Annotated in this window: 15 protein-coding genes and 3 pseudogenes; 9 read left to right on the top strand and 9 right to left on the bottom strand. The window is 69.4% G+C overall.

Features of this window, described 5'->3' with window-relative positions:
• Positions 1–774: 774 nt before the first annotated feature.
• Positions 775–2,415 carry a carboxylesterase/lipase family protein gene (locus tag ABEB09_RS00530; RefSeq protein ID WP_345685940.1) on the bottom strand — a complete coding sequence of 547 codons (1,641 nt, stop codon included), beginning with the start codon at positions 2,413–2,415 and terminating at the stop codon, positions 775–777.
• A gap of 227 nt (positions 2,416–2,642) precedes the next feature.
• On the opposite strand from ABEB09_RS00530, the gene ABEB09_RS00525 reads away from it, so the two are divergent.
• The 3 genes and pseudogenes from ABEB09_RS00525 to ABEB09_RS00515 all read left to right on the top strand — a co-directional run bounded on the left by ABEB09_RS00525 (position 2,643) and on the right by ABEB09_RS00515 (position 5,628).
• Positions 2,643–3,647 carry a helix-turn-helix domain-containing protein gene (locus ABEB09_RS00525; protein WP_345685938.1) on the top strand — a complete coding sequence of 335 codons (1,005 nt, stop codon included), beginning with the start codon at positions 2,643–2,645 and terminating at the stop codon, positions 3,645–3,647.
• A 440-nt stretch (positions 3,648–4,087) separates the two neighbouring features.
• The gene (locus tag ABEB09_RS00520) at positions 4,088–4,705 is read left to right on the top strand and encodes a DUF1707 SHOCT-like domain-containing protein (RefSeq protein WP_345685936.1); all 618 of its coding nucleotides are present in this window, start codon (positions 4,088–4,090) and stop codon (positions 4,703–4,705) included.
• A gap of 43 nt (positions 4,706–4,748) precedes the next feature.
• Positions 4,749–5,628 (top strand): annotated as a pseudogene (locus ABEB09_RS00515) (IS5 family transposase).
• 549 nt (positions 5,629–6,177) lie between these two features.
• On the opposite strand, the gene ABEB09_RS00510 reads toward ABEB09_RS00515, so the two are convergent.
• The 5 genes and pseudogenes from ABEB09_RS00510 to ABEB09_RS00490 all read right to left on the bottom strand — a co-directional run bounded on the left by ABEB09_RS00510 (position 6,178) and on the right by ABEB09_RS00490 (position 10,303).
• Positions 6,178–6,336 carry a hypothetical protein gene (locus ABEB09_RS00510; protein ID WP_345685934.1) on the bottom strand — a complete coding sequence of 53 codons (159 nt, stop codon included), beginning with the start codon at positions 6,334–6,336 and terminating at the stop codon, positions 6,178–6,180.
• A gap of 432 nt (positions 6,337–6,768) precedes the next feature.
• Positions 6,769–7,014, bottom strand: a complete 246-nt coding sequence (locus ABEB09_RS00505) for a DUF2283 domain-containing protein (RefSeq protein WP_345685932.1) — start codon at positions 7,012–7,014, stop codon at positions 6,769–6,771.
• 72 nt (positions 7,015–7,086) lie between these two features.
• Positions 7,087–7,296: pseudogene (locus tag ABEB09_RS00500) on the bottom strand (IS5/IS1182 family transposase); the annotation flags it as partial.
• 541 nt (positions 7,297–7,837) lie between these two features.
• Positions 7,838–8,878, bottom strand: coding sequence for a vWA domain-containing protein (locus ABEB09_RS00495; protein ID WP_345685930.1), 1,041 nt, complete (start codon positions 8,876–8,878; stop codon positions 7,838–7,840).
• 930 nt (positions 8,879–9,808) lie between these two features.
• A complete protein-coding gene (locus ABEB09_RS00490) occupies positions 9,809–10,303 on the bottom strand; it encodes a carboxymuconolactone decarboxylase family protein (RefSeq protein ID WP_345685928.1) in 495 nt (164 codons plus the stop codon).
• Positions 10,304–11,143: 840 nt separating this feature from the next.
• On the opposite strand from ABEB09_RS00490, the gene ABEB09_RS00485 reads away from it, so the two are divergent.
• The 4 genes and pseudogenes from ABEB09_RS00485 (at position 11,144) to ABEB09_RS00470 (ending at position 15,746) form a co-directional block, all read left to right on the top strand.
• Positions 11,144–11,728, top strand: a complete 585-nt coding sequence (locus ABEB09_RS00485; RefSeq protein ID WP_345693800.1) for a GNAT family N-acetyltransferase — start codon at positions 11,144–11,146, stop codon at positions 11,726–11,728.
• Positions 11,729–12,319: 591 nt separating this feature from the next.
• A pseudogene (locus ABEB09_RS34795) lies at positions 12,320–13,934 on the top strand (transposase).
• Between the two features lie 180 nt (positions 13,935–14,114).
• Positions 14,115–14,621 carry an ATP-binding protein gene (locus tag ABEB09_RS00475; RefSeq protein WP_345685924.1) on the top strand — a complete coding sequence of 169 codons (507 nt, stop codon included), beginning with the start codon at positions 14,115–14,117 and terminating at the stop codon, positions 14,619–14,621.
• A 327-nt stretch (positions 14,622–14,948) separates the two neighbouring features.
• The gene (locus ABEB09_RS00470; RefSeq protein WP_345685922.1) at positions 14,949–15,746 is read left to right on the top strand and encodes a hypothetical protein; all 798 of its coding nucleotides are present in this window, start codon (positions 14,949–14,951) and stop codon (positions 15,744–15,746) included.
• 32 nt (positions 15,747–15,778) lie between these two features.
• On the opposite strand, the gene tpg is transcribed toward ABEB09_RS00470, so the two are convergent.
• Positions 15,779–16,336 carry a telomere-protecting terminal protein Tpg gene (tpg, locus tag ABEB09_RS00465; RefSeq protein WP_345685920.1) on the bottom strand — a complete coding sequence of 186 codons (558 nt, stop codon included), beginning with the start codon at positions 16,334–16,336 and terminating at the stop codon, positions 15,779–15,781.
• Between the two features lie 538 nt (positions 16,337–16,874).
• Between tpg and ABEB09_RS00460 the strand changes: the two genes are divergently transcribed.
• Complete coding sequence (locus tag ABEB09_RS00460) at positions 16,875–17,366, top strand: hypothetical protein (protein ID WP_345685918.1); 492 nt, start codon at positions 16,875–16,877, stop codon at positions 17,364–17,366.
• A gap of 600 nt (positions 17,367–17,966) precedes the next feature.
• Here ABEB09_RS00460 and ABEB09_RS00455 read toward each other — a convergent pair.
• Positions 17,967–18,305, bottom strand: a complete 339-nt coding sequence (locus ABEB09_RS00455; protein ID WP_345685916.1) for a GNAT family N-acetyltransferase — start codon at positions 18,303–18,305, stop codon at positions 17,967–17,969.
• Positions 18,306–18,428: 123 nt separating this feature from the next.
• On the opposite strand from ABEB09_RS00455, the gene ABEB09_RS00450 reads away from it, so the two are divergent.
• The gene (locus ABEB09_RS00450) at positions 18,429–18,770 is read left to right on the top strand and encodes a hypothetical protein (RefSeq protein ID WP_345685914.1); all 342 of its coding nucleotides are present in this window, start codon (positions 18,429–18,431) and stop codon (positions 18,768–18,770) included.
• Positions 18,771–19,079: 309 nt separating this feature from the next.
• On the opposite strand, the gene ABEB09_RS00445 is transcribed toward ABEB09_RS00450, so the two are convergent.
• Positions 19,080–19,217, bottom strand: a complete 138-nt coding sequence (locus ABEB09_RS00445; protein WP_345685912.1) for a hypothetical protein — start codon at positions 19,215–19,217, stop codon at positions 19,080–19,082.
• Positions 19,218–19,328: the final 111 nt, after the last annotated feature.

The following is a 19,328-nucleotide window of genomic DNA, read 5'->3' as shown; positions in this document are numbered from 1 at the left end:
CAGGTCTTCCAGGGCCGAGGGGGAGGTGTTCCTGCTGTGTGGCTGGCTTGGAGGGGTGAGAGTCCGGCCGCTGCTGCTCTGGCGGGTGGCTGGCTGTTCCTGGCCATGGCGGTCCCGGCTGCTAGACGGACGAGGACGGGCTGTCCTCACCGCCATGCCCGGCTGACTCGCGCGCCGCGGTCACCACCGGCCCCGCCACCGCGAGAGGGCGACCGCGAGCCACGGGTCGTCGACCTGTGCGATCGGTGGCAGCGGAGGGAGGTGGCGTCGCTGCAGAAAGGTGGACCGACCGGTGCCAGAGCACCTTGCGGATCCCGGCGTCCAGCGTGAGCCAGTCGCGGGCTCGGCGGCGCCCAGCACGCACGCGAGCGGCTTGTCACCTGAGAGCAGCAGCGTCGTCATCTGCTGTGCGTCGGTTACCGTAGCGATCTCCGTCCCTGTCCTCACAGGCCGGTCTTCCCGGGTCGGGCAGCGCTCGCAGGCGCCGAGTATGCCTGTAGGCCCCGGGCTGCGTTGGTGGTGTGGACGACGGGGTAGGTCATGGAGTCACTCATGGGGCACGCGCTCACACAGCTGGACTGCTGGCGCTTTCGCCTCCTCAGGCGGCGTGAGGTCGGCCGGATCCGGTCTGCCCTGATGGTGTGTTGGTTCGGCCCCGGTTCCCGCCCCCCGGGGTCCCGGCTCCGGGTTTCCCGCCGGCCCGCCTGCGGCCGTGCGGGAGGGTCCGCTGCCCGCTGAGCAGCGTTTCCGGAGCCGGGGACGCGTGGGAGGGGCTCACTGGGGCAGGCGGTCCCAGAACGAGCATTTGTGTGCGGAGTACGCGTTGACTGGGTGGATCCCGCCTGGTCCCGGAGCCAACGACTGTACCGATGGCGCGTGGGGTGACGACGGGCGCAGGGTGGGCCATGGCGGGGTGGTGGGGGTGTTCGGGTTGCCGGTGCGCGCGAAGGTCGTCCAGTAGTCGACCATCCGGTCGGACAGGGTGCGCTGGCGTTCGGTCAGGGGTTGCTCGGTGGGGAAGGAGGGGAACAGGAACGGCATCTCGAAGCCGTGCGCCGCACCGTAGGGGAAGCCGGGGTTGGCCGGCAGACCGGCGAGGACGGGAGCGTCCGGATCGTTGAACTCGTAGCCGTAGAGGGGCAGGCCGGGGGCATGCGCCGCGATGGCTTTGCCGGTTGCCAGCGTGGTGCAGGTGAAGGAGCGATCGGTCAGCACCGAGGCCCAGGCCAGCGCGGGAGAGGCGTGGTGTGCTGCTGGATACCGTGCTTCGACGGCCGGGGCCGCGGGCCCGAAGGCGTCTGCCAGGCGGGCGCGGTAGTCGCCCTCGGTACGGATAGGTAACGCGGCGAGCGACGGCCCGACGAACATCCGCATCTCGTCGTGGTTGGTGCCCAGGATGACCGGCACTCGGTGGAAGCGTCCCGACGCCAGCGCCCGGCCGGGTGCCGTGGGCAGCAGCGTGTTGCCGAAGGCGGGCCGGTTGAAGGACTGCATCAGCTGCGCGGTGGCGAGACGGTCCGTGCTCTGCCCGCGCAGGCACGCCAGCACCTCGTCCGGGCCGCCCGCCGTGCAGCCCAGTTGCCGGGCGGCCTGCGCGCCGGCCGTTTGGACATCGGTCTGTGAGGCGAAGGGCTCGTAGGCCGGTGTCCCGGGCCCGAGTGCGCCGCGCGGGAAGGAGGTGAGGCAGGAACCGCTTTGGAGGACGGCCCGCTGGAAGAGTCCGGCGGCAGTCGGCGAGGTGAGGTGTGCACAGATACTGAGGGCGCCCGCGGACTCACCGAACAACGTGACCTTGCCCGGATCGCCGCCGAAGCGCGCGATGTTCGCCCGCACCCAGCGCAGGGCGGCCTGCTGGTCCGCCAGGCCGAACGGCGGGGCGGCGCCCAACCCGGAGTGGCCGAAGTAACCGAAGATCCCCAACCGGTAGTTGACCGTGACGACGACGGTGTCACCTCGGACCGCCAGTCGTTCAGCGCCGTAGTCACTGCCGGAGCCGCCCAGGAACGCACCGCCGTGCATCCACACCAGGACGGGCCGCTTCTTCCCGGCCGGCTTCGTCGCCGGCGCCGTGACGTTGAGGTAGAGGCAGTCCTCCGAGCCGACGATCGCGCCGGCACCTGGTGTCGGCATCTGCACACAGCGTTCAGCCGGCCTCGTCGCGTCCCGGACACCCTGCCACGCGGCGGCGGGCACAGGGGCACGCCAGCGCATCGGTCCGGTCGGCGGTGCGGCGTAGGGGATGCCGCCGAAGGTGGTGTACGAGCCGTGCGACACACCACGTACCAGGCCCTGGTCGGTCCGTACGACGGCACCGCCCTGCCGCCCGGAGTCGGGGGAAGAGGGGCTTGCGCCGGCCACGGGTACGGCGGTGGCCGAGAGCAGTGCCGCCGCGCACAGCATGGACGAGAGCACCACACGGAGTCCGGCTCTTCGGCATGGACGTGGTGCTGTCATGGTCGGGGACATACGTACCCACCGTTCTTCGGGTCGGGGACAGCATGGGACGACGCCGCACCGGGCCGTAGGCGGCTGTACCGGTCCGGTTGGGCCGGAACGCGGTCTGAGCCGCGAGAACGGTGCGCACCGACGCCGTCAGTGATCAATACGCTAGAACCTCCCCCGCACTGGAGGTTCAAGGGACTGTGACGCAAGACACGTGGAGCATCGGTGAACTCGCGGCTGGAACAGGTCTTCCGGTCAAGACCCTCCGCTACTACTCCGACAGCGGTCTGCTGCCGGTGGCGGTCCGTAGCTCGGGTGGTCATCGGCGTTACGGCCCCGAGGCGTGGGAGCGGATCCGGCTCATCAGGCGCCTGCGGGCGTTGGAGACCCCGATCGCGACCATCACGCAGGTGGTCACGGGTGAGTGCACGCTCGGCGAACTGGTGGCAACCGAGCTTGAAGTGGTGCAGGAGCGGCTGACCGAATTGCGGTGGCGGGAGGCCACGCTCAAGTCGCTGGACGACTGCCCGGCCGAGGAACGGCTCCGGCGTCTGGACGTACTGTCCCGTGTGCAGCGGCTCCCGCAGGCGCATCGCACGCTCACTGATCACTGGTACCGCGAGCTGTCCGCGGCCATGCCCAAGCGTCGACTCGACATCATGATCGCAATGCTGGCGCCCGCCCCGCCGCAGGACCCGGTCCCCGCTACGGTCCTGGCCTACGCCGAGCTGCACCTGCTCATATCGACGCCCAGTTTCACCCGCTGGACTCAAGACCACGACGAGGAGATGAGGGACGGCCCGGCCTTCTACGCGGAGATCGACGAAGTCGCCGCCCTGACGGCCGCCGCTCTGGCCCAGGGGCTGCCGCCCGGCGCAGGGGACGCGGTGGACGCGTTCGTGTCCGCCCACGCACGAGCCCGGCAGGAGTCGGACACCCCCGCCTTCCGCGCATACCTGCATGGGCTGGTGTCGCGCTCGTCCGGCTTTGATCCCCGCCTGGAGCGGTATTGGGCCCTGGTCGGCACCGCTACGGGCGGGCGGGTGCTGAACATGACGGTGGCGCATCGATGGCTGACCGACGGACTGTCGATCTCGATCGCCGGCAGCGCACCCAGGACTCCAAGGAATTCGCACTCGGGGGAACCTACGACCGGTTACGAAGGCGCCCCACCGGGGAGGCTGCCGTCGCCCCCCACCGCCTGAGCACCGCCTGAGCACCGCAGCGCAGTGGGCGGCGTGCGGTCGGCCCGTAGGGCAGGGCGGTGCTTGGCGAGTGGGGCGTGGAACAGGCCACGGCGACGGCCCAGCCGGAAGACCGCTCCGGCCACCCGTCGTCCCGTCGCGAAGGCGGCCCCTGCGACAGGGCCGCCGGAGTGGGCGGGGACGACGGAGCCACTGGTGGATCACGGGGCCGTCCGAGCGGTCGCAGCGTTCCAGGCCCCGTCACCGGCTTTGGCCGGGTTCGCTGCCATGCGTGGGTGCTGGGACGGTCCCGGCGTGACGATCGATGACCTCCCTTGCCGGTACGGGGTGACAAGGTGTGGAAGGACAAGCGCGTTCCCGGCCTCGAGGACAGGCTGGGCAGTGTTTTCAGATGTGCGGTCTCAGTCCGCTCAGTGCGCTGGCTGCTTATCCTTGCGGCTATGACTGCCCAGCCTCCTGAGCCCTCTGCGCGCCCTGCTCCATCAGGCGAGCTCCGCGCCTCTCACGACGACCGCGAAGTAGTGGTGGAGCAGTTGCGCGATGCGGCGGCCGAGGGGCGAATCGATCTCGATGAGCTGGATTCGCGCCTGGAGCAGGCGCTGAAGTCCAGGACTCACGCCGAGTTGGCCGTCCTGACCGCTGACTTGCCGAGGCCGCATTCCTCGGAGGACCGGCTGCCGCTGGTGCTCAAGGGCGGCATGTTCGGCGCGTCCCGGGGCCCCGGGCGCTGGGAGGTTCCCAGGCGTGTGATCGCTCACGGAGGCGTGGGGGGCGTGAAGATCGACTTCACCCGGGTTGAGTGCCGCCTCACGGAGGTCGCAGTGGAGGCGTTCGGGGAGACATCTGGTGTCACGATTGTCATTCCCGACGGTTGGGTCGCGGACACCAGCGGCATGGATCCCGGCGTCGGCGGCCTGAAGGACGAGACCACATCCGACCGGCTCCCGGGAACTCCCCTGATCCGGCTCACCGGGTCCGGTGGCCCGGGAGGGGTGGTCATTCGCCACCCCAACCACCGGGAACGGCGTAAGCTGCACAGCAACCCGACGCAAGGCTAGGGCGCGTGCCGAGGTGTTGATCAAGATCTGAAACGATCTTGGCATGCCTCGTGGGAATCTGACGGATCAACAGTGCGCGTGGCTCGGGCGGCTGTTGCCGCCGATACGGATGATGGGGCGACCGCCACGGGATCGGCGGCAGGTCTTCGAGGGGATCTGGTGGCGCGCTCGCACGGGCTCGCCGTGGCGGGACATACCCGAGCGGTACGGTCCGTGGAGACCGCATGCACGCTCTTCCGCCGCCGACAGATCGAGGGCACGGGCTCGTGGGCCAGAGTCCTGAAAAAGCTGCAGGTCGAGGCCGATGCTGCCGGGCACCTCCTCTGGCAGATGTCGGTTGATTCCACGATTTTCCGGGTCCACCAGCACGCCGCCGGGGCGAGGAGAAGGAGGGCTGCTGATCCGGGCCGGGTCACTCCGGCGGCCTGGCGGCCGAGCCGGACGACCACGCGTTTGGCCGCTCACGCGGCGCCCTGACCGCCATTCACCTGGCTGTCGACGTCTCCTTTCACGTCCTGGTCGCCGTGGTTACCGCTGGACAGCGGGCCGATGCCCGGGTGTTCACCGACGTCATGGACCGCATCAGTGTTCCGCGGATCGGTGGCGAACATCCGCGCACCCGGCCTGCTCATGTCCTGGCCGATCGCGCGTGCTCCTCCCGTCAGATCCGCGAGTACCTGCGGCGCCGGCAGATCCCGCACACCATTCCGGAGAAGCGCGACCAGGCCGGGCACCGCCTTCGCAGGGCTCCGACCGGCGGCCGCCCGCCCGGCTTCGACAGTGAGCGATACAAGGCCAGACACAAAGTCGAGTGCCGGATTGGGCTCCTCAAACAGGCCAGAGGAGTCGCGACGCGCTACGAAAAACTCGCCGTCCGCTACGAAGCCACCGTCCAACTCACATTCATACGCCAGACGTTGTAGCCCCATCTCACACACGCCCTAGTCCGGGCGCTGGCCGGAGCGACAGGGCGCGAGCCCTGGGAGGAGTACCTCGTGGTCGACGGCCTGCTGGCGCGTGTTGGTTTGGACGCCGGCGGTCGTCTGGCTTTCCAGTCGGTGTTCCGCTCCATCCGTGACGTGTTCTGCGCGGTGCGGGGGAGGGGACCCCGATGGGTCGGAGCGAGCTGGGGGTGGCGTGTGGCGCCACGGCTCCCACGTCGATGGGGGCTGGGCGCGAGGGGCAGCGGGCCTGGGTTTGTGCATTGCCGTGACCGTGCAGTGCCCAGTGCGGTCCGATGGCAAGAGAATGCCGAAAAAACGGCGCCGCGTGAGGCGGACCGTCTTCCGGGATCCCGCACAACCGGTGAAGAGCAGCAGGCCGCCGGAGGCGTCTCACAACGGCCGCCCCGGCTTTGGCGGTGGGGATTTGATCATACGGACTGCCCCGCGGCAGCAGCGCAGGGGAAGTGGTCGTGCGCGTCGGTCCACTGCCGGGTCGCCATTCCGGCCGGCTGGGGTGGGTGCGAGCGATCAGGAGGGGCCGGTGGTGTAGATCTCGTCCTCGTCCCAGTCGCCGATGACTGGATCCTTGTGCACGGTGCCCGGGTGCCCTGCTGGCAGTACGCACTGCGCCTCATAGGCCTCGTCGTCGAAGAACTGCACGGATACGCCGCATTTTTGCACCGTCATGGCGGCCCCTCCTTCGGATGGGTCCAGTGTGGCATGCGCGTGTTGTTCGGTCCGGGGGCTCAGCGACCGTACCGCTCGGCGTCAGCCGAAACGCGACAGCCGGTGCTGCGGTGTTTCGCCGGCTGTGATCCAGGTTTCCGGGTGTCCTCCGCGTTGCCTGGGCGGTGCCGGGAGTCGGCTGTGTCGGGCGCTGACCCCTGTGATCGTCTTCGGTGCCGAAGAACTCACGTCCGTCTTCAAGGCTCGATGCGCGGGCGGCGCTTTCTCCTGCCGATGGCCTGCGTCGTACCGGTTGCTTCGCCGTTCAGTGGTTGACTCGGCCGCATCCGCCGGCTTCTGCCGGAACGGCACGAGGGGGAGCGTGAGGAGTGAGCGTTTTCCCACCTGCGGCAGAGCGCGGCAGGGTGGCCGCGGTTGCCGTGCTCGACTGCTTCACGCGTCTTCGGTGTCCAGTCGCTTTGCGGACTGGAGCGGGTACTCGGGCAGTTTTGAACTGGCCGCCGACACTTCGATGCCGATGAGGCGGCCCTGCTCGTCGAAGTCGAGGTTGATCATGCCGTCGACGTCCACCGGGTCGCGATCGTACACGCTCGCGCAGTGCACTCGGGCCTGGGGTTCGGTGAAGTACACGTACGCTGCGTTCACCGACTTGTCGTAGGTGACTTTGACCTCTGCCACGGTGTGCTGGCTCCCTTGGTGTAGTTGATGTCGGTGTTTTCCTCGTTCGCACTGTGAGCGGTCTCGCCGGTCTCAGAGTGACGCTGCGAGTTGTAGGGCCGGGACGGCCTTGACGATGTCGGTGATGCGGGTGGTTTTGCAACGGAGTTTGCGCAGGAGGCGCCAGGCTTTGAGAGTGGCGTTGGCCTGCTCGCCGATGGCGCGGATGTTGGCGTGGGAGGAGTTCACCGCTCGCTTGCCGGCCGGGAGCGTGCTCCAGCGGCCCCGGTAGGGCACGCGGATTCCAGTCGCGGGGGGCCCGGCGGATCCACCGGCGGCGGAGGGGGGGGGTGGGTCGCGTAGCGCTGGCAGCCCGGCGTCTTCCGCGCAGGCACCCCACGCCGCTCCCGTCTGGCTGCCCGCCACCGTACCCGGTGGCGGGCCATCCGACCTCCGTGTCCAGCAACTGCGCCGCACGTTGGCCACCCCGTCCCGGCCGTCCACCCGGCAGACGTACCCCCCGCCGCGCATGGTCGGTCTGCTGCCCGATCACGTTCGGGTGCTGAGCACTTCAGCGGTCGGGTCGGCCACAGCGCAGCGGACCACGCTGGGCCGACCGGTCGAACCGACCGACGATGCCGGGTTGCGGCGCCGACGCCGGGCGGGGTGCCGCTGGTATGGCGTGGGCGGTGGCGGGTTTGAGCGGGCGTGTACTTCTATGCCGTGTCCGTATCAACGCGGGCCATGACTGTGGTGCCGGTGCCGGTGCCGGTGCCGGTGCCGGAGGGCGGAGCGTGTAGGACCCGCCGGGGTTTGTTCGAGGTGTGTGGGTTTTTTGGGGGTGTCAGAGCATGAGGAGGAGTCGGGTGTTGGGTACGAGTTTCCGGTTCACGCTGGTGCTTTGTACGAAGATGGTGAAGTCGTCGTTGTGGTCGGGCTTGACGCGGACTTCCATGTCGGGCAGGCCGAGCAGGGCTCGGGCTTCGGGTCCTGTGTACACGCGGTCGGTCTTCTTCTCCAGTACCGCGATCTGCTTGCGTGCCTGGATTTTTTCCGACTTGCTGAGCTGGTAGAACGCGCCGCCGGTGCGGTAGGTGTGTCCGCATTCGGTGACCCAGTCGCGTATGGCGGCCTCACGAGCCACCGGGATCAGCTGGTATTTCGACGGGTTGACCGGGGTGAGGCCGGCTGCCTTGATGGTGTCCTTGTTGACTGCTTCCGCGCCCGTGGAGAACACCGCCCGGGATCCGCGGATGCCCTGTGTGCGGCCCACCATGAATTTTTCGGTGGCCTGCTGGATGACCTGCCCGGCCTCTTCCAGGCCTTGTGTGCTGGTGGCGTCCCAGATGGCGATGTTGTCCTTCGGGAATCCGCACTGCATGGCCTCGCGCTTGCCCATCTGGTCGGGCACCAGGACGGCCAGTGTCCAGTTGTCCTCCTGCGTTGCCATCATCTCGGCCACGGCCTGGACCAGTTCACGTGCATTCCTGGTGGGGGCGTCCGGGCAGCGGTGACTTGCGTTCTCCTGCCCGTCGGTCAGCACGAATGTCAGGAAGCTGTGGTCGCCGTACAGTTGAGCGGTCTGTGCCAGCTCTCGCTGGGACTTCAGTGCGGCCGCCAGCAGAGCGGTCATTCCACCGACCCGGTAGAGCTGCTTCAGCGACGGCATCCGCAGTACGTCCTTGTCGTAGATGACGCACTCCACCTTGTCCGCGAAGACGTACACCGTGACGCGGGTTTCCTGGTCCAGTTCCCTCGACCGGCGGGCAAGGTAGGCGATTTGCTGGTCGGCGACTTCGACGACCTTGCGGCTCAGGTGGGACATGGACGAACTGGCGTCCAGTACAAGAGCGACGTGGTTGATGTAGTTCTGGTTTCCGGACATGACAGGTTCCCCCTCGTTGCGACTCGATGTCGATGTCGATGTCGATGTCGATGTCGATGTCCCTACCGTCTCACCCACCACTGACAATCGATCTTCCCTCCCGGGACCGGATGGGGAGCCACACGCGCACGAGCGCAGCCGGGACGCAGCACGAGGCCCCGGCTGCGGCCGCGACAGCCCGGAATCCTTCAGCGCCGGGGGTGTCTCGGCCGGTTCGACCGCCTGCCGCCGGCGGCATCACCCCCCACTCCACCGCCCTGCTCCCTCAGCGTGGCCCGTCGCTGCGGGGTGAGCCGGCCACGTCTGGTCTTGGTGGGGGAGACCCACACCCGCTGTCCGACGAGCACGGACGCGTCTTCGCCTGAACCGCGCTCTTCCCGTGCCTCCTAGGGAGGCGGTGGTGGCTCTCGCGGGTGGTGTACTGGGCGGGGCCCGCACGGCCCCGCTGGAAGGCCGTTGCCGCTTTCGCGGACGCCTTCTCGCCGCCGGTGGCAGCCTGCGCTGCCACGGTGAGTGTTGAGCGGCCTTCAGGCCGAGCGCGCCGGCGGCCCTCGCCGTTGCTCCTGCGTGGGCTCTGTCCACGAGTGCCGGCGGTCGTCGCCGTTGCCTCCAGTGTGAGCTCTCCCCAGGGATGTGCCTGCCGTTTCAGTCATCGTCCGGGGTCGTCGCTCTCGAACAGCACACCGGTCCGGGGCGAAGCCGGACCGCACGTCCCTGCTGGTCATGGCCGGCCTCCCCAGCATTACTCGCGCAGACGGTGTGTGGCGGCGAGCTGACACGGCGTGGAGTGTGCGGCAGGCTGATCAGGGAGTCCCCTGCGGCGGGAGGGCTCGTCCGACGAGTGTCAGCTCACCGCCTGGGCGCGCGCCACCCGTCCCGGCACGCGGAGAAGAGCGAACCTTCTGCGCGGGTACGTCGGGTGGTGTGCGGTCAGTCCCACTGCTGGTCGGTGAGGGAGGTGACGGGCTGGGGCTTGCCGATGAGGGCGAGGGCGATGAAGAAGTTGATCTGTCCGATGGCGATGGTGAGGGTGGCCAGCGCCTTGGCGTCGTAATGCTTGGCGGCTTCGGCGTAGAGCTCGTCGGTGACGCGTTCGCGGCCGTGCTGGGCGGGCTGGAGGGTGGCCTCGACCAGGGCGAGAGCGGCGCGTTCGGCGGGGGTGAAGTAGGGGGCGTCCTGCCAGGACGCGACGGCTGTGATGCGCTCCTCGGTCTCGCCGGCCTTGCGCAGGAAGCTGGTGTTGAGGATGGTCAGGTAGGTGTTGTGGACGATCTGCCCGGCGCGCAGGTGGATCAGGTTGATCGTGGTACGGGGTACGGAGTGGTTGCCGGTGGCGCGGAAGAGCGCGGCGCTGACGTCGGCCAGTTCCGGCACGTACTCGCCGGGGTTGGACATGCGGGAGATCGAGGTGTTGGTGGTCGTCATGGCGGGTTTCCTTCGTATGCGTATCGGTTGTTGGCGTCTTCACAGCTCTGACGGATGGGCGCACGGATGTGTGACCGGAGGCTGGAAGAAAAATCTTCGAGGGCGCCGCCGACGCCCGGCCTGAGGGCAAGGAGGGACCGGGGGCTGGTCCATGACAGCCGCCCTCGGGGAGTGGGTGGGGAGAGGGCTGCGTCGACGCGGACGCCGTTGCAGCAGCGGTTCGGGCGGGTTGTGGTGGGTCACGGCTTCGGCTCGGCGGGCGAGTGCGCCCCGCCGGGCCGGCGTCGCCGGCGGCGAACCAGACCCCGCCGTCCCCGGGCTTGCTTGTGCCGGCCGGGTCGACGAGGTACCGGTGGCCGGGCTGGTGCGGCACGACCACCACCGTCGTAGGAGGGGGAATACTCGCTGGTCGACTACGGCAGCCTCCGGCCCCGCTCGCACCCGCCAAGGCGAACAGTGCTTACACCGGAGCGTAGGCCAACGGAGACCAGGCCCGATGACCGTCAGCCCCAGGGGCCGAACTCGTCATGCAGCTCCGGCCCAAGAAGCTACGGTTCGCTGCGCCACTACGACGGTGACATCTTCAGCTGCCGAGGAAGCCTCGGCGTCCGAGGCGGCTGCGGGTGACGTTCTGTCTGGGCCATCGGTGGGCAGGCCGAGTGGTCGTGCCGTTCGCACAGATGGCGCGCCCGTGGCGATCCACAGACCCTGAGTGCTTGGTCGGGGTGCTGGTTGAAGGCATGCGCGCTCTGCTGGTAGGCGGTGCCTTGGTCATGAGAGCCGGAGGCGGATCGGATATTCGGTGTCCCGCCGGCCCCTTGAGGACACAAGATGGCGCACATGACGTTGGCCACCCCCATACTGCACACCGCTCGCCTGCGACTGCGCCCCTTCACCGACGCCGACGCGGAGCCCCTCTTCGCGCTGCACAGCAGCGCCTACGTGCTGCGCTACTGGGACTCTCCGCCGTGGAGCGAACCGGCCCGCGCCGAGCGGTTCATCACGATGTGCCGGCAGATGGCGGACGAAGGCACCGGGGCGCGGGTGGCCATCGACCGTGCCTGTGACGGGGCCTTCGTCGGCTGGTGCGGTCTGACCGGATGGAACCCGGACTACCGCAGTGCGTCGTTGGGCTACGTCCTCGGCGATGCGATGTGGGGGCACGGCTACGCGACGGAGGCCGTACACGCCTTGCTGCGATGGGCGTTCGACACATTGGACCTGAATCGTGTGCAGGCCGAGACCGATACGCGCAACGTGGCATCTGCCCGGGTCCTGGAGAAGATCGGATTCGTGCGTGAAGGGACGTTGCGGGAGGACTGCATCGTGAACGGCGAGGTTTCCGACTCGTGGGTGTTCGGGTTGATCAGGCGGGAGTGGCGGCCGTCGGTTGTGCCGATTCCAGCCAGCGAAGAGCGGCGTTAAGTCTGTTTCTGGTGGAGGCCGCGCCCGGGCTGCGTGAGGAAGCCTTGACGGGTGAGGCGTCCGAGGCGGCTGTGGAACCGGCGTTCTCACCGCGAGCAACAGACGATCTCAAAGCTTCCCTACAGCCACACCCCCGCTGGCGGGCGATGCGGGCGGTGATAGCGCAGCGCGCCGGCCGGGCCATGGCCGTGCATGTCTCGGTGCTCGTGGTGGCAGGCCGGCCACTGGCCTGCGGTCGCGGCGGCTCCCATGCAGCGCACGCGGTCGGGCGCTGCTGCGATCTCTCGGTTTCGGCACAGCGGGGTGGGAGACAGTGGGGTTTGGGTCTGTTGTTGCTGGTCGGTGGCGGTTCCAGGGCTGTGAGGTCACTGTCCTGGAGGTGAGAGATCTGTGAGGCATTGCTGTCTTCGGGCGTTATCGCGTGAGGGTGATGCTGTCTCAGTTTCGTGAGTTCTGATCCGCTGGCCGGTGGGTGTTGGTGTGCTCGGGGGTGTGGATCAGACAGAGCAGGACCCGGACCTGGAAGGGGCGGGTGGTGGTTCGGGTGGGGCTTTGCCGGCTGTGTCGGTTCGGGCGTTGCGGGGGCCTGTGGTGCGCCGTCTGCTGGCCCTGCGGCGGGAGGGGAAGCTCACCACCACGCGGGTGAGGTCGGCGGCGGACGTGTTGGGGGTGCGGGAGCGTGCGGTGTGGCGGTGGCTGGCTGCCGCCGAGGGGGACGAGGCTGCGGCCCGGGCGCCGGGGGAGCGGGCTGCGTATCCCGGGCGGTTCACGGTTACTGATGAGGTCCGGGCTCTGCTGGGGTTGTGGAGGGGGAACGTCGCGGCGGTGCATCGTGAGCTGACTGCTCGTGCGGACAGGGGCGAGGGGGATCCGCCTCCGTCGATTGCGACTCTGCACCGGGCGATCCGTCGTGATCTGTCGCCGGGGGAGCGGGCCGGGCTCGCCGGTGGCGAGGGGGCGGCGCGCAAGCATGATGTGTTTCTGGCCCGGCCGCGGGGCTGGCGCAATCAGGTGTGGGAGACCGATCACGTCCAGGCGCCGGTGCTGGTCGAGGTCGACGGCAGGGCCCGCAGGCCGTGGATTAAGTGGTTCACCGACTGCGCGACGAACGCGGTCACCGGTGTCGCGGTGACGCCGGTGCATCCGTCGCGGGAGTCGGTGCTGGCCGCGCTGCGCTCTGCGGTCCTGCGCGAGGAGCCCTACGGCCCGTTCGGCGGCCTGCCCGAGAAAGTGCGTGTCGACCGCGGCAAAGGACTTCCTGTCACGGACGGTGACCGCTGCGTTCGATCTCCTGGACGTGACGGTGGAGGACCTGCCCGCCTACACCCCCCACCTCAAGGGCACCGTCGAGGGCCTCAACCGGGCGGTAGAAGGCATGTTCCTGGCCGCACTGCCCGGCTACGCCCGTCAGCCGCGCCCCGGCAAACGTGCCTCCCGCCCGAAAGACGAAGTGCTGCTCAGCTTTGAGGACTTCACCGCCCAGCTGCTGGATTGGACCGTCTGGTGGAACACCGAACACCGTCCCGCGCCGTTGCGGGGCAGGACTCCGCTTGAGGCGTGGCAGGGCGATCCCACCCCGCTGCAGGACGTGGCCGCGGCGGATCTGTGGAGGTTCACCATGGAGGACGCCGGGACCCGCACGCTGACGACCCGCGGCATCCGCTTCAGGAGGCGCGACTATGTGGGGCCGTGGATGACCGGGCTGGCCGGGATCCAGGTCCGAGTGCGCTTCATGCCCCACCACGACCACCGCATCGAGGTCTACCACGCCGCCACCGGCCGCTACCTGGGTCCCGCGGACTTGGCCGACCAGGCCACCGAGGAACAGGTCAGCGCCGTACGGAAGACGCGGGCGGCCCGTGCCCGCCGCCTGAAGAAGGACCTCGAAGCTTCCCAGCGCGAGCGCTACGCCGCCGCCACCCAGGCCGAAGCCCCACAGCGGCTCGGCGCACTGACCGGTGCACAGGCCGACGCCGAACTCGCCCGGAGTGCCGGCACCAGCCTGTCGCAGCTTGCGCTGCCGGACGTCATCCCGCCCGCCGCACCCCCGGCCGACTGGCGCACCCCTGCTTCCCTGGCTGCGCTGACCACGGCGGGCCAGCCCGCCCCGCTCCCGTCCAGCCGTGACTCCGCCCCTGTAGTCCCGGACGGCCCGGCCGGGCGGGGCGCACCTTCCACCCCCGACGAAGACGGAGACCCCTCGTGACCGCGGCGACCTATCAGTACGTCGACCTGCCCGACGCCTCCGTGGTCACCACCCGCGCCCTGCTCACCGCGCGTGAGAACATCGGCGATACGGTCGCCGCCCGCGCGATGATGTGTATCCACGGCGGCGCCGGCTTCCGTCCGCAAGATCACCTTCCGTGCCCGTCCCACCGCCCGAGCGGTGCGCTACGAGCTGTTCACCGCGCTCGACCTAGCCGGCGAGCCGCCGCGCCACCCCAGCGAATTCGACCGTCTGCTGAAGACCGCCCTGGCCGAGCGCCCCCGCACCTTCCTCGTCGACGAGGCCCAGTGGCTCAACGGGGAGGCCTTCGAGTACTTCCGCTACCTGTGGGACGAGCCCTCCACCCAGCTCGCGATCATTTTCTTCGGCGGCGAGGGCTGCCACACCGTGCTGCGCCGCGAACCGATGCTGTCCTCCCGGATCTTCCTCTGGCAGCAGTTCACCCGCCTCACCCCCAGCGAGGTCCTCGACGTCATCCCGCTGTTCCACCCGATCTGGGCCGATGCCGATCCCGAGGACATCACCTTCGCCGACAGCCACGCCGCGCACGGCAACTTCCGTGCCTGGGCGCAGCTGACCGCCCACACCCGCACCGCCCTGACCCGCACCGGCCGCCCCCGCGTCGACCAAGAGTTGCTGCGCTGGGCCTTCAGTCGCCTCGCCTGACCACCACACCGCCATGCCGCTCGCAGCGCCACCGTCACCTGTCACCGTGGTCATCGACCGCCATGACGACGTGCTCCACACCGCACCGCCCTGGCCGCCCACCACCTGCCGTCCGGCCGGATCACCCTGCACCCCGGCCCGGGCACCACCAGTGAAACCGGCCTCGCCCACGACCTTCTCGCCGCCCTAGGCAAGCCACCCCTGTTTCCAGGCCGCTTCCCACGCGGTCGTCAACCCGCCTGGGAAGCCGCCACGGCCTGGACCACTGCCCTTCCTGTCACCCGGCTGACCGTCCTGCGCGCCCACCGCCTCACCACTCGTCGCACGATGCGCCTCCTCCAGCTACAGACCCTCACCGGTATCCACCTGACCCTGGTCTGTCACCGCCCGCACCTGCCCGCCGCTCTGCACCAGGCCCTGCGGACGGCTGACTACTCCGTCACCGCCGACTTCGAGGCTGCCCGCCGCCACTACTCCGGCACACCGGTCACCGAACTCCCACTCGCAGACGAGCCCGCCGGGACGGCCGGCCGGTGGCTCACCCTGCCCGCACTGGACCGCCTCGTCTCCTACGACAGCCCCCGCCTCTGCTCTATCCCGTGCACGCCGCCCCAGATTGCCTGGCGACACCGCCCACCGCCCGTGCCTCTCACCGCGCCCACCACCCAGCAGGTCGCCCACCGGCTGCACGTGGCGACCGCACATCCCCGCCTGGCCGCGGCCGTCGCCGCCGCGCTGTTCACCGGCGCATCCCTCCAGCAACTCGCCACCGCACGTCCCCACGACTACGACACTGCCGCGGCCACGCTCGCCCTGCACGACCGTGCCCGCTACACCGACGGCTGCGCCGCCTATCCCGTACCACCCTGGGCCGGCGTGTTCCTGCGGGCCGCGGCCTGCTTCACCCGGCTCGTCTCCGGCGAGGACCAGGAACTGCTCGCCGCGCCAGGTGACCGCGGGCTCCTGCTGCACGTGGCGGAGGCGGCCAGACTGCGCCCGCCCCAGCCGTCCGCAGCCCGCCGCAAAGCACCGATCGGCCGTGTGGAGTGGGACTGGCGCGAGCGGCAGGAAGCCGAGCGGTACGAAGCGGTGCCGACCAGTCGTGTCAGGCCCTCACGACGCTGAACACCCTGACCTGGTGATGCGACGGGCCAGGCTCAGCCGATCGAGAAGTCGGCGAACTCGACGTCGCTGAAAGCGATGTTCAGACCGTGGGCCCGGCGGCCCCATTCGCGAAAGTAGGCGTGCCCCAACGCACGGGCCAGGATCACTGTCTGCTGCTGCTCGCCCGCGCCGGCATCCCGAGCGGCGAACAGCTCCCGAGCCACCTCGCCCGGCAGATCCTGGGTGATCCACCGCACCCGCGGATCGTCCGAGGAACCTGCCGAAGCAGCAAACCCGAACCGCGCCCTGGTATGGAAGACGAACCCCTCCGCCTCGGCCTGGGCACGCCGACGGGCCCGCACCCGGGGCTGCCACCGAGCCAGGACCGCTTCCTCGATCGCCCGAACCTGCGTCGGCCCCGGAGGACGACGCGCTCCCGGCTTCCCCGTCACCCACCGCTGCACAGTGCGCTGCGAGACGCCCAGCACGGCGGCCACCTGCCGGGTGGAACCCCGGTGCGCTGCGAGCAGAAAACGCAGGCGGGCCCCGGTGCTTGAGGGAACGGGTCGGGTGCGCAACGCGCGCTCCAAACCCTGCTCGATCTGTCCCATGCCCGCCTCTCGAAGCGGCCAGCCGCCAGGGCCGACACATGCAGTCCGTTGCGTCAGTTCTCCCACGTCGTCTGCCCCTGCCTGCCAGTTTCTGCAAACTCCAGACAGCGCTGGCTGACGCAGACTACGAGCCCCCGGGTGAGCATCAGCGATAGGCCGAAGGAGCAGGTCACGACAGACGCCACCGGCATCCCAGTGCTGTCCTTCTGGTACCGAGCCCCAGGGCGAGACGGGAGAGCTCCGTCGGGAGGAGACCTGGCGTGCCCCTTCGGCTGTGCCTCGTCCACGACCCGTACGCAGACAACGCCAGAGCCTCGCCGTCGTCGACGAAGGGGCCGACGGCCTAGCCAGTATCCTGCTCGCAGGGCTGACGCCCCGGGCTTCGCCGACGCCCACACCGCACCCGGACACCCACACTGCCCGGAACACTGGTGGAAGGTCTTCCGGGATCAACGGACCGCTTGAGGAACACCTTGACGATCCATCGATCCGGGGTTGCCGTGTGGGGGCGAAGCCCCGGTGCCGAGAGGACCCGTCCATGACCAAACGCACCACCGAGCAGCAGCGCGCCCGCGAACTCCAGCGCACCGCACGCGAGCAGGGCACAGGCCTCGGCTACCACGAAGCCCTCAATTGGGTACGGGAAGCCGCCGAGACGCAGGCCAGGTTCCCGGGCAAAATCGCCGTCCCCGTGCCGCACGACCACTGCGTCATGATCTTCGAACCGGACACGGACCCCGCGGACATCCGCAGGGCGACCACTCCGATCTCCGAGGCCGAGCGCGAGCTCCGGCATGAGCTCCTCCAGCGGCGGAACGCTCTGATGGACGACCACTCCAAGGCGGAGATCATTCCCATGCTCCTCAGGAGGTGGCGCTACGCCCCGGGCGAGAACCTCGCACGCTGGACCAAGCAGGAGCTCGCGAACGAACTCGTGGATGGTGAGGACGGCCGCGAGCGCTACGAGGCGTACGGGCGGGTGGCGCTGCACAACGGAAGGCCGGCGCCCGGCTCCCGCCCCCTGTGCTGAGGCGTCGGCTGCTCCGGCCACGACAGCGCGACGCCCTGGCCCGAAACCCGCGCGCGCTTCCGCGCCCAAGGGCCCTGCATCGACGCGCAGTAGCCTCTGCTGGCCACCGGCCGGCAGCAGGGCTGGACAGGGCCGCGTCCCGGTCGCCAGGGAACGTGCAGCGCCCCGCGCGCCACTGTCGGTGGCACGCGGGGCGCGAGTGTGCGAGCCGGCGGCGATGCGGTCTTCATGGATGGGAACACCAGGGCCCTGTGTGGGGTGAGGTCAGGGCTGGCGGGTGAGGACGTGGCGTTCCCATTGGTCGTGCCATTCGGCGTGGGCGGGGGAGTCAGGGGAGGGGACAGTCCACAGGCGCGCGGGAAGTTCGGTCTCATGGACGCCCCATGAGGCGTCGTCGCGTACCCCGCTCAAGGCGATCTGGCGGGAGGAGTCGACGATGAGGCCGGCGACGGGCTACTCACCTGCGGCGTCAGCCGCGCCCTTCACAGCGAGCATCTCCGAGACCGGGCAGCCCCATGCCGCGCCCGGTCCGGCGGGGCCGTAGAGCGTGAACCCGCACGCCTGGAAGAACGCCTGCCGGTCAGCCGCGTCGGCGCCGTCCTACGGCACCAGGGCCAGGAACGTGTCGCCGGCTTTCTGCGCCCGGCGGGCGATCTCGGTGAGAAGTGCCCGGCCGACCCCGCCGCGACGACCGGTAAGGGCGACGGCCATCGTCGAGATGAACGTCTGCTCGCCGGGATGCGCCTCCCGGCCTTCGTCGTGCCCGAAGTCGCAGTGGAGCTGGAACTCGGCGACCCCGACGACAGACCCGTGGAGCTCGGCCACGACGACGTCCAGGCCCTCGGGGTCGTAGAACCTGCCGTCTCCCAGATGATTCGAGTACAGCAGCTCCTCCACCACCGAGTAATCGGCTTGGACGATGTCACGGATGAGCGGCATGACCCAAGTGTTCCAGGACCGCGGCGCGGAGGCACCGTTTACGGGCGCCGAGGTCTACGAGCGCTTTGCCTGCTGGCCCATGGTGTCGACTCTGGCAGAGGTGCAGAGCATTACGCTCCTTCCATGTGGAGTGAGTCGAACAACTATGGCTTCGAGAACGAGCTGGACTACCTGCGGTCGATCAAGAAGGACGAAAGCTATACGTTCACGTACCCGTTCGAGTACATCGCTAAGAACTACGGGAACGACAATTACGACATCGGCACAGCGGACATGGTGGTCCGGGTCCAGTGGAACGACGCGGAGGCCGGTTACACGGTGGCCTACGACGTCCCCGAGATGGACAAGATCGACCCCGCTGAGGGGAACGGCGATGCAGCGAGCTTCTACGAGAGCGACGTTTACTGGAGGCTCGTGAGCGACCTCGACGGCATGGGGATCAGCTCCGAGCTTCGTGCAATCTAGGCACGGTTGGCTTGCCATCCCAGACGCCAGGCTGTGAGCGGGATACCGATCGGCTCCGTGGTGGTGCCCGGCCCCTCGTGAAGCCGGGCACCACCACGGGCCAACAGCGAGAGCGCCAGGCCCCTCGGGAGGGGGGAGAGGGGCCAGCGTCGACCAGCAAGGGGCGGTGGTCCTGTACGCCGTCCCACCGCCAAGGTAGGAGCCCCTCCCGCACAGCGCAGCTTCTGATGGGCTGCCGGGACGACGCCCCCCTTCCCCCGCGATCGCGGAGTGGAAGAGGCGTCGTCCATCAGGGTCCGACCGCGGAGCTCAGGCCGACTGTGTCTGGAGCCCGGCGAGGGGAGAGCGCCGGCCCTTGCCGACCGTACGCAGCTGCGCCCAGTCGACCTCGGGGTGCGCCCCGGGGAGCAGACGCTGACGGCCGCACTCGACAACCCCGACGGCCACGCCCTCTACCGCGCCCAGGAGGCCCGCGCCGGGCCTTTGTTCGCAGCCCCGGTGACCTCTGGACCATCGGTTGCTCCGCGTAGACATCCCAGAGCGGGTCTTCAAGGAGCG

It is taken from the genome of Streptomyces coeruleoprunus (genome assembly GCF_039542925.1).
Lineage (GTDB): Bacteria > Actinomycetota > Actinomycetes > Streptomycetales > Streptomycetaceae > Streptomyces > Streptomyces coeruleoprunus.
Note: the sequence above shows the minus strand (reverse complement) of the source record. Positions and strands in the feature narration are given on the sequence as shown.